This window comes from Coprococcus sp. RTP21428st1_C9_RTP21428_210409, assembly GCF_040227395.1.
In the GTDB taxonomy this organism is placed as follows: Bacteria; Bacillota; Clostridia; order Lachnospirales; family Lachnospiraceae; genus Coprococcus; species Coprococcus aceti.
The window spans coordinates 1-11,278 of record NZ_JBEHVV010000085.1; the positions used below are offsets into that span (position 1 = coordinate 1).

Annotated in this window: 6 protein-coding genes; all 6 read left to right on the plus strand. The window is 46.4% G+C overall.

Translation table 11 applies throughout. The features are described 5' to 3' along the window. Positions 1-2,187 (plus strand): FtsX-like permease family protein (locus ABUA34_RS12595; RefSeq protein WP_349823420.1); only part of this gene is annotated, 2,187 nt, incomplete at its 5' end. A 404-nt stretch (positions 2,188-2,591) separates the two neighbouring features. After that, positions 2,592-3,647 (plus strand): iron-containing alcohol dehydrogenase family protein, encoded by a 1,056-nt coding sequence (locus ABUA34_RS12600; protein WP_055146022.1) that lies wholly within the window; start codon positions 2,592-2,594, stop codon positions 3,645-3,647. A gap of 110 nt (positions 3,648-3,757) precedes the next feature. Continuing rightward, positions 3,758-4,897, plus strand: coding sequence for a rhomboid family intramembrane serine protease (locus ABUA34_RS12605; RefSeq protein ID WP_161171461.1), 1,140 nt, complete (start codon positions 3,758-3,760; stop codon positions 4,895-4,897). 156 nt (positions 4,898-5,053) lie between these two features. Further along, positions 5,054-6,682 carry a hypothetical protein gene (locus ABUA34_RS12610; protein ID WP_349823421.1) on the plus strand — a complete coding sequence of 543 codons (1,629 nt, stop codon included), beginning with the start codon at positions 5,054-5,056 and terminating at the stop codon, positions 6,680-6,682. A 30-nt stretch (positions 6,683-6,712) separates the two neighbouring features. Continuing rightward, entirely contained in the window at positions 6,713-7,432 is a 720-nt protein-coding gene (locus ABUA34_RS12615; RefSeq protein ID WP_004852816.1) for a DUF6063 family protein, read from the plus strand. After that, on the plus strand, positions 7,374-11,278 hold a 3,905-nt coding region (locus ABUA34_RS12620), incomplete at its 3' end, for a coiled-coil domain-containing protein (protein ID WP_349823422.1). The genes ABUA34_RS12615 and ABUA34_RS12620, both read left to right, overlap by 59 nt.

The following is an 11,278-nucleotide window of genomic DNA, read 5'->3' on the forward strand; positions in this document are numbered from 1 at the left end:
CTCATAAACGATCCGGATATTCTGTTGGCGGATGAGCCAACGGGTGCACTTGACACAGAGACAAGTGTTCAGATCATGGAACTGCTCAAGGAGATAGCCAAGGACAAGCTGGTTATTATGGTCACGCACAACCCGGAGTTGGCACAGCAGTATTCAACAAGAATCGTAAAGCTCCTCGATGGAAATATAATAGATGACTCCAATCCATTCTCAGATGAGGATGAAGCAAAGGAGGATGACGGAAGTTATGAACCTAGAAAGACATCCATGAGTATGTTCACAGCGTTCTCGCTGAGTCTGAACAACCTCATGACCAAGAAAGGAAGGACATTCTTAACAGCATTTGCCGGAAGTATAGGAATCATAGGAATAGCGCTTATCTTGTCGCTTTCATCCGGCTTTCAGAAGTATATCAACGATGTGCAGGAGGAGACGCTTGCCACGTATCCGGTGCAGATAACGAAGAAGGCAATGGATTACAGTGAACTGCTCTCCAAGATGGTAGGTAACAACGAGGAGGATTCAGATCACAATCACGCTGGCGAGGACAAGGTATATTCGGGAGATATCATGGGAGACATGCTCGTGTCCATGGTGTCAGATGTGAAGGAAAACGACCTTGAGTCATTTAAGAATTATATAGAAGACGATGCAAACGGCTTCACCAAGTATACAAGTGATATAACATACACATATGATACACCATTATATGTGTTTAACGAGAACAGTGCAAATGGCGGTGTTGCCCAGGTAAATCCAAGCACCACAATGACAGATATGGGATTTGGAGGTATGGCGGAGGCACAGGAGTCAACGGCAGATTTCATGTCGGCATTCAGCTACGGTTCATCGTCAATGGACATGTGGACACAGATGCTTGACAACGACACTCTGCTCAAGCAGCAGTACGATGTGCTGGCAGGACACTGGCCTGAGAATAAGAACGAGGTTGTACTTGTCGTCGACAAGAACAATGAGATAAGTGATTTTACACTGTATACTCTTGAACTTAGGGATTCAAAGGAACTGAGCGATATGGTTTCAACCATACTTGCTGGCGGAGAGGTACCGGAGCTTGAGCAGATGGTGTTTACATACGATGACCTTCTTAATCTCAAGTTCAAGGTTGTGCTTCCGGGCGATCTGTACAAGAAGAATGATGATGGAACATACACAGATATGAGTTCTGATGCTGATTTTCTGAAGTCTGCCGTGGCCGGGGGCCTTGAAGTAAAGGTGTCGGCAGTAATCAGGGCTTCGGATAAAGCGTATGCAACTACCATGCAGCCGGGATATATAGGTTACACATCGGAGCTTGCCAATTACATAGTTTCAGAGAACGAGAAGACAGATGTACTCAAGGCTCAGATGGATAATCCTGATACTGACATATTTACAGGAATGCCATTTTCAGATGGCAAGGAACTGACAGCGGATGATGTGGATATGGATTCTGTTATGCAGCAGCTTATGGCTTCAGGTCAGGTTACTGAGGACATGCAGGCACAGATGGCGTCCATGACCAAGGATCAGCTCTTCGATATGCTCAAGGGTTACGGTTTCTTCCAGGAGTCAACATCTACTTATGAGGATAACATGTCAAAGCTTGGATATGCAGAGCTTGCAAAGCCGGCTTCCATCAACCTCTACTGTGCAGAATTTGCGGATAAGGACGAGATAACAAAGCTTATAGACAAGTACAACGAGGATTATCCTGACAAGGAGATCACATACACTGATTACATCGGAATCATGCTGTCATCGGTGACCAAGATCATCAACGCGATAACCTATGTACTCATTGCATTTGTGGCAATTTCATTGATAGTTTCATCCATCATGATCGGAATAATCACATATATCTCAGTTCTTGAGAGAACAAAGGAGATCGGTATTCTGCGAAGCATAGGAGCTTCAAAGAAGGATATCTCAAGAGTGTTCAATGCGGAGACATTTATAATAGGTCTCTTCTCAGGACTCATAGGAATCGGCGTGACGGTGCTGATCAATATACCGATCAGTAAGGTGATAGAGAGTTATATCAACGTTGCCGGTGTATCGGCGCTTCCTTGGAAGGGTGGAGTGATGCTGGTAATCATCAGCGTTATACTGACATTGATCGGAGGACTTATCCCATCGAGACTTGCAGCTAAGAAGGATCCTGTTATAGCGCTCAGAAGTGAGTAATTATAAATTATCTGAATACAAAAAGAAAAGGCTGCCATCTCTGGCAGCCTCTTCTTTTTGTATTAAAAGGGAGTGACTGCAACTACATTATGTGAGGGGAGGGTGTTGCAGTCGTTTATGAAAAAGGGGATGTAAACAACTCGCTTACGCTCTCGCTGTTTACAGTTAATAATATACCGAGAAAATGTGTTCTAATTTTGGAGAAGTTGTGTAGAAAATGTGTTTTTCGGGTAAAAATATGAAGATGCTGTAAGAAATTTAAAGGATATGAAAACAGCATAAGGCAGACATGGTTAGAAATTAGAAAGGTAAGTAAAGGTATGAGACAAAATGTGTATTGTCTTGTTTATTTTTGCTGATCATATAATGTATAATGGTAGAAATGTATTTAGGAGGATAAACAGATGGCAGGAAGTCATATAGCAATACCAACCATTCTTAAGATCGGAAAGGGAACCCTGAATGATCTGGGCAAATATATAAGTGCTTCCGGGATGAAGAATGCTGTTATTTATTTTGGAAATGGACTCATAGACATGTTTGGACAGCAGGTCATGGATTCTCTGAAGAAAGAAAATGTGACAGTTGTGGAGTACAGAGAGCTGGATTCCACCAATATAGAGGATATAATCAAGCTGGCATTTGATATAGATGCGAAGGCCCAGGTGATCGTGGGTATCGGCGGAGGAAAGGTTATTGATGTGGCAAAGTATGCGGCATATCTCAGAAAGCTTCCTTTTATAAGTATTCCGACATCGGCGTCATCGGACGGATTCTCAAGTGCCAGCGCATCACTTATGGTAAATGGACGGCGTACATCGGTGCCTGCAAGGATGGCATACGGAATCATAGCGGATACGGAGATCATTAAGTCTGCACCGGAGAGATTCCTTTACTCGGGAATCGGAGATATGGTATCCAAGATCACATCCCTCTATGACTGGCTCTTCGAGTCTGAACTGGGATACTCTGAGATGAACGATTTTGCAGTTATGATAGCGAAGAAGGCAGTGAACAGTTTCGTCAGAACACCATTTGAGACGATCAAGGATGACCTCTTCCTGAAGGAGCTTCTCGATTCCCTTGCCATGAGCGGTGTTGCTAATGAGATTGCAGGCGGAAGCACACCGACATCCGGAAGTGAACACCTGATCTCACATGCACTTGACAAGATGCTTGAACAGCCACAGCTCCATGGAATCCAGGTGGGAATTGCCACATATATCATGGCTGTTGTCCAGGATCACAGATATGTCAGGGTAAATGCAATATTTGAAAAGACTGGTTTCTGGGATTATGTAGCCACACTTGACCTCAAGAGAGAGGATTTTGCAAAGGCGATAGACATGGCTCCTCAGATCAAGCCTCACAGACACACATACCTTCACGAGGAGAACTACAGAGAACTTGCCAAGAAGGTTCTGTATGAGGACGAGGTACTTAAGAGAGTATTCGACTAAGAAAAAAGGTGTGAAGAATGGTACTGCAAGGTGGAAAAACAGTGTATCGTGTAAAACAATGAACAGTATGTGGATGCCAGCCGTGGAGGGCATTGTCAGGAGAGTATTATATGGAAGAAAACAATTTCGGCTATGGCTTTGAACATGATGACTATGGGAGATTTGAGCAGGATATTGACCAGGACACAGCATATGTGATCAGACCTGAGCAGATGGGCGGTGGAGCTTCCCCACAGCCACAGATAAAGAGGACGATCCCTATAGTTACGATTGCATTGATAGTGGCAAATGTCATAGCTGGCATCATGTGCATCGGTGTGGACAATTACTCCAGAACCGGTGGACTCAACTATCAGTACGTGAAGCTGAATGGCGAGTATGGACGACTTATATCGGCGATGTTCCTGCATTCTGGCTTTGATCATCTCTTTGGCAATATGTTTGCACTATATATGTTTGGCTCCACGGTGGAGAGAAAACTTGGCTCCCTGAGGACGACTATCATATACTTTGTATCAGGAATTGTTGCCGGGATCATATCCATGAATGTGTATCATATGACTGATCCTGACAGAATGCATTTCTCTATAGGAGCATCAGGGGCGGTGTTCGGAATCATATGTGCTGCTGTGTTCCTGACATTCATGGGCAACAGGAAAGCAAGCAGAAAAGATATGATGATATCCATAGTTGTTGTGGTCATATATGCTCTGTATACAAATGAGAAGAATATAGATATCTATGCGCATGTGGGTGGTGCGATCGTGGGAGGAATCCTTGCATTTGCACTGAATATCAAGCGGTGGGAGAAGTTTAGGGAGAACAAATTCTGCAAGCTTTTGGCAGTCATACTCACATTGTCCATGTGCGTGACAGGTATCGGTGAGGCGGGGATCGGCAAAGATGCAGCCGATATTCCGGATAAGAGGATAGATTATATAAAGGAACAGAAGATATTCCCGGATGGAGACACAACCTATGGGGATGGTCTGGATGCCTATTGCAGCGATGAACACTGGCAGGCATTTGTCGCGACGGACGGAAGTCAGATAGTGCAGTTTGAAGGGAATGCCACATATAAGGGGCAGCAGGTGACGGTCACAGTCCAGTTTCAGATAGAGGGTGACTGCGAGGGCTATCAGCCGGGATATGTCGGGCTGAATGATGTGGGACAGAACAGTGAGAGTGCCACGGAATTCATGTTGACAGTGTGTGGAAGATCGATAAATGAGCTGAAGTACGGAATATAAATATCGTTGTGTGAACAAAAGTGTCATGGTATACTAAATCTGTGTGTCCATATGCGGATAGAGAAGATAGGTGTCTCAGAATATGGGCAGATATATCAGGAAAAGTATATGGTATAAGATCTATTATAATCAGGAAAGTACAGAGATAGAGAAAACATGGCACTCAAATACGTGATGATAAATGACATAATTGAAGAACATAATGCAAGAATGCAGAATCTGAGGAAATATTACCCGTTTTTTGTTCTGGCTGAGACCACATTTGCGCAGTATAAGGAAGGTCGTTATGCACAGCTGGACATGGGTTATATAACCATGGCGATTCTGCGTTTTTTTATTCAGGAGAACAGCTTCAATGAGCGTGAAGTGTCATACGATGAATATGAGGAATTCATGGGGCAGCTCCTTGACCGTGATTTCGATGTGGAGATCGCGGGAGATGACAGGGCTGACCTGATAATGTATATATTTGACAAGATCAAGAACGACGGAAGAGCATTTGAATTCACGTTCTATGATCCGGGAAAGAAGCAGCGCAAGACGGGACGAGTGAAGCTGATAGACAGCCATATAGTGGATGGCAAGGTCCTGTATTTCATTACTGCGGATGGAATCGAATTCTATCTGGACACCAAGGAGATCAAGGACGAGAGCAAGATCAACGTGCAGCAGCTTCTTCTGGAAAAGATGATCGTTGGAGAGAACTTCCGTGGCGGTATCGAGGTCGTGCGCAGGATCAATAGCGAGGTGAACAGGCTGATCCGCGAGAAGGATGAGATAGTAAATCTTCTGTCCATCGACGTGTTCAAGGGCGCGGAGGAGTACGAGAATTATATGAAGACCGTCGGCAAATGGTTCGCTGACGAGCAGAAGCTCTTTGCCAAGAACAAAGCTCTGGTGGACAAAGCGATCACTAAGGCGAGCTATGATAATATGGGCAAGGGCAACCTGAAAGCGATGGAGGAGATAAGCCAGCTTGAGCTTGAACTCAAGAGGACCATCATCAAGCACGGAAGTCTGATAAGCAGCACCATGGAGCTGCAGAACATATCGGACAATATCATACACAAGGCAAAGTTGCAGAAGCTTAGACCTGCATTTGACTTTGCAGGACAGCTTCAGAGTATCATAAAAGAGGACAGACCGGATAAGATACTCACCATACTTGCGCCTCTCTTCGCTCCGAGGATCGTGAAAACGTTCAGCATGACATCCATAGATCACATGCTCACGCTGAAGTCCGAGGACAATGCGAAGACCACAAAGGTGAAGAAGGAGCAGATTGATCCGAACTTCCGTTACGAAGATGAACTTCTCGATGAACAGATAAGTGCCAACTTCACAAAGCTGTTCCACGAACTCCTTGACCAGCTGAACAAATGGGGACATCTGAGTCTCAAGGAATTCAATGGAATACTTGAAGTTAAGTTTGGAAAAGAAATCTACGACAACAAAGATTACTATTCCTTCCTCACACACCTGGCTCAGAAGGACAGATACAGCGTGGATGAGATACTGGCAAAGCCGGACACTATGCTGGAGGGAATGCTGGTAGATCACATAGAGAGAATAAAGAAAGTTGACGAAAAAACGTTGGCGGCATCTGTATCTGGAGATCAGGCTGGTGGCAGCAGATCCGGTCTCTCCCGTGAGATGTATGCACCGGAACTCACACTGGATGCGTTCAGAGGCATGACATTTACACTGGAATTCCATCCAGACGAAGAGATACAGATTGGCGAGGACATGTACGTTACGGGAATTCAGTTTAACAAAACCAGCTGAGAGTGATTGTACGGAGAATAGGAGAAAAAGATGGAAAGTAAGAATCTGGACAAGGCGATAGAGATATATTCCAAGTTAATATCAGGTGAGGAGATCTGCAAGAAGCATCCCGACAACGGCCCGCTGTACGATGAATTCTACGGCAATGCCGAGGTGTACGACATCGTCATGAATATGATGAAGAAGATGAACCTGTCACTGTACGAGTACAATGACAGCTTGTATATAACAGCCGGAGAGGGCAACAGGGTATTTGGCTATACGAATGACGATATGAAGAAGCTTCTGGGACTTCGTCTGAACAAGGAGCTCTATCTGTGTTACTTCATTATGTATATGACACTTCTCTATTTTTACAAGGATTCATCCAGCTATCAGTTCAGGGAGTATGTGAAGTCAGAGAACATTATAGATGAGACAAGCAAATATCTTGCGGACATAACGAAGAAGCTTGATGTTCTGTCAACTGATGAGGTGGAGCAGGACAGCTTCAAGGCGATAGCGCTTCTGTGGGATGAGCTCCCGGCGGTGACGGGCAATCAGGAGGGCGACAGCGCCAGGGCGTCCAAGGCATCCCGGGCGGGTTATGTGAAGCTGGTGTTCAACTTCATGTCGGCCCAGCGGTTATTTGTGGAGAATGCGGACAGGTACTATCCGACAGACAGGATGAAGGCTTTGTCGGAGAACTATTTTGAGGAATACAGAGGACGGCTGTATCAGCTGCTTGGAGGTGAAGAAGAGGATGCCTAGTATCAACAGGATAAGGGTCAACAATGTAAAATATAACTTTGGTACACAGCAGTACGATGACTTCACCATGAGAATGTATGGCAAGAACACGCTGTATGATCTGGCAAATGGAGGAGGAAAGAGTATTCTCATGCTTCTGCTCCTTCAGAACCTGATACCGAACTGTACTCTGGATGAGAAGCAGCCTGTGGAGAAGCTTTTCCGTGCGGGCGGCGGCAACACAGTCATCCATTCGCTGATCGAGTGGAAGCTTGACGAGGCGGATATAAAGGATGGCTACAGATACATGACCACCGGATTCTGTGCCAGAAAGGCAAAGGATACGGCGGATGCCGGGGAGGTACAGAAGGACACTGCATCCATAGAGTATTTTAATTACTGCATTTTCTACAGGGAATATAACAAGAATGACATAGTGAACCTTCCTTTGTCGGAGGGGAATGAGAGGATCACATTCAACGGTTTAAAGACATATCTCAAGGATCTCGGACACAGGGATATGAGCCTGGAGGTCAGGGTATTTGACAAGAAGGGCGAGTACCAGAGATTTATAAGTGGCTATGGTCTCCACGAGAGCCACTGGGAAATCATACGAGGAATCAACAAGACAGAGGGGCATGTAAGAACGTATTTTGAGACAAATTACAGGACCACAAGGAAGGTCGTGGAGGATCTGCTTATAGAGGAGATCATAGAGAAGGCATTTGCCACAAAGACAGGACGAAACGGTGAGGAAGACACCATGGCAGAGACTCTTCTCGACATCAAGGACAAGCTGAACGTTCTGGCACAGAGAAAGCGTGACATAGCCAACTATGACCACCAGATAGAATTGATAAATGTGCTCGAGGGCAAGGTGAACTCATGCATAGGTCTCTACGAGGACAACGACAGGATATGTAAGGGCCTGGCCGATGTGTATGCCACAGGAAGGGCGTGTACACAGGAGGGCGACACCCATATGGAGGAGCTGGCGAAGGCAAAGGCTGACGCCGGGGAGCAGATGGAACAGCAGAACAAGCGTCTGGCAAATCTCAGGGTCACCAGGGATTATCTGCGCCTTGAGGACATGAACCGCAAGATGGATGACACTGCCACGCAGATAGAGGACAATGAGAAGAAGCTTGCGGAGCTGAAAAACCAGATCGGCTACAAGGAGAGTGCAAATGACTACCTTGTATACAGGGAGAATAAGCGACAGTACGAAGAGAGCAGACTGATAGTCGACAATATAAGAAACAACATCGGATCATCCAGTGAGAAGATGGCGGTGTATGCGTACAACAGACGCATCCGTGATGAGAAGAAGCTTGCAGAGCTCATGGCGGCAAGGGAAGAGGCCCAGACCAGCTATGATCACGCACTTGAGGAGGCGGAGTACTGCAGAAAGGTCATGAGGGAGGGCGAGATCGCCCAGGCGGTGGCGGAGAACAATATCGCTGATGCCACAGCCAAGATTGATGAGATAAGTGCCCGCATAAGTGAGCTGGCTGCATCGGTCAACCTGCTCGTAGTGGGTGATGTGAAGGATATGATGAACAAGGCTCAGGAGGAGTCTGACAGGATACTTGCTGAGATGACAGAGTTGGAGATAGCCATAGCAGATGGCAGGACAAAGCTGTACGATGACAGATACAGACTGACGACTGTGCAGGCTGAGTATGATGCGCTGGAAAGAAGCTGCGAGGATGCAAGGCTTGACGCCGAGGCGTACAGGCAGTCGGGAAGCCAGCTCGACAGCATCATGGCAGTATACTCTGTGGAGAATCCACAGGATATAACAGGTGTTATAAATGACAGGATTAGGGGCACCATAACAGAGACGATCAAGCGCCAGCAGGAGATCGACAGACTGACAAAGCTTGCGAAATGCTATGAGGATGGCAGACCATTTCCGCCGTCGGAGGGTGCTGAGACTGTGATAAACTACATCTCCACCAGACATGGGCTCATGGCCATGCATGGTGCGGATTATCTGTCGGCACTCCCGGGTGATACAAAGGAGGAGCTGCTTCAGGCAAATCCATACCTGCCGTACAGTGTTGTGACAAAGGGATTTGATAGTCTGGAGGACGATATAAATCTCGGTTCGATAGACACCGGCAGCGAATGTGTAATGGTGTACGATATGGATAAGCTTTCAGACTCAGCGATAGTTCCCGCCGAGAACATGCTTATCATAGGAAGAGACAGGAAATATTTCATGTCTAAGGACTCCATAGAGGACGCCAGAAAGGCAAATGCTGATAAAATAGCAGGTCTCACGGAGGAGATCAGTCTGATAAATGAGAAGCTTGCGACTTATCAGGAGGATCTTGCATTTGTCACAAGGCTTGTGGATGCGAGATATACAGGTGCCGAGGACAGGGAGAGAGAGCTGAACCAGGCACTGCTCGATAAGAAGGATGAGCTTGAGGAGCTTAAGACATCGATCAAGGTTACAGAGACGGAGCTTAAGAATAACACCGAGAGATATGGAGACCTGCAGCAGAGTCAGCAGAAGGAATCTGACAGAAGACAGACATTTGTCATGATAGAGCAGCTGTCGGATCTTGCAAGACCGGAGGAGCAGAGACTTGCCGAGTATAAGCAGAGGAAGTCTGACCTTGTGGCAAAGCTGTCAGGACTTCAGAGCGATGTGCTGAAGTGGTCGACGACGGTTGGAGAGACTGAGTCAAAGCTTGCGGGGCTTACAAGGAATATAGAGGATATCCAATACAAGTGGACGGAGTATTTCGAACCGTATCTGCCGAAGTCTGAGAATGCGGGAGTTGCTGATAATACAGATGGTGCAGGCGTGGCTGCTGCGGCATGGCAGGACGGAATACCGGAGGAATACAAGGAGACTTTGGACATTTCAGATGAACGGCTTGAACAGGAATTTATGGCTATGCTGGCGGTTTCAAAGGAGCATGCGCCGGATCTTGAGGACAAGAAGAAGCTCATGGATGCGCTGAAGAAGTCAATGGACAGAATACAGAAGACCATAGAGAAGAGAGGCTTTGACATGGCGGTATTTGCCGGGGCAGGAGAGCTCTATCCGACGTCTGAGGACAATCTCAGGGAGATGGACGATGAGCTGGCAAGGCTCACGTTGATAGAGGCGTCGCTGATGCAGCAGCAGAAGGCTGACCAGAAGGCGTATAGCAAGCTTGAGGGAAGCATAGAGTATGCGATAGAGAACATCAACCGCACATACGGCGATGGCAGCTATGTACGTGAGGAGATATCTGCAGCCGATGCAGATACAGCCATAGCCAATGGAGATGCGGTGCTTGCGGATATGAACCGCATATTCAAAGAAGCTGAGAAGGCGTACAGCGATTACTATAAGCAGTATGGTTTCATGGTGGATCTGTACAAGGATGTAAAGAGAATAGTCGATACAAATGACATAGATGTGTCCGGTGGAAATGTACTGGATGAAGACATGGATACCCTCAGACAGTTATTTGAGACAAGTCTCATGAAGTACGACAGGAGCATGAAAGCCCTTGACCGCGCGAAGAATGAAATCATGAGATTCAAGGGACAGACGGCGGATACACTAGTGGAGATGGGTGTATTCGAGATGGCCAATACGATCAGACAGGATGTGCAGGTTCCGGATACCTACAGTCAGACAAAGGAACTTCTGGCAAATCTTCTTCAGATTATTGAGTTTATCAAGCTGGAGAAGGAGCGCGTTGAGAAGGGTATCGAGGATATGGTTGCCATCAAGGAGAACTTCGAGAATCAGTGTGTACAGAGATGTATGGATGTGAAGACTGAGCTTGAGAAGCTTCCAAAGCTGTCACGTATCACGGTGGGCGATGATGTTATCAAGATGGTCGATCTCACCATACC

Bases quoted from the DNA above. Each gene is read 5' to 3' on its own strand.
- ABUA34_RS12600 (WP_055146022.1), top strand. From the start codon at position 2,592: ATGGCAGGAAGTCATATAGCAATACCAACCATTCTTAAGATCGGAAAG.
- ABUA34_RS12605 (WP_161171461.1), top strand. From the start codon at position 3,758: ATGGAAGAAAACAATTTCGGCTATGGCTTTGAACATGATGACTATGGG.
- ABUA34_RS12610 (WP_349823421.1), top strand. From the start codon at position 5,054: ATGGCACTCAAATACGTGATGATAAATGACATAATTGAAGAACATAAT.
- ABUA34_RS12615 (WP_004852816.1), top strand. From the start codon at position 6,713: ATGGAAAGTAAGAATCTGGACAAGGCGATAGAGATATATTCCAAGTTA.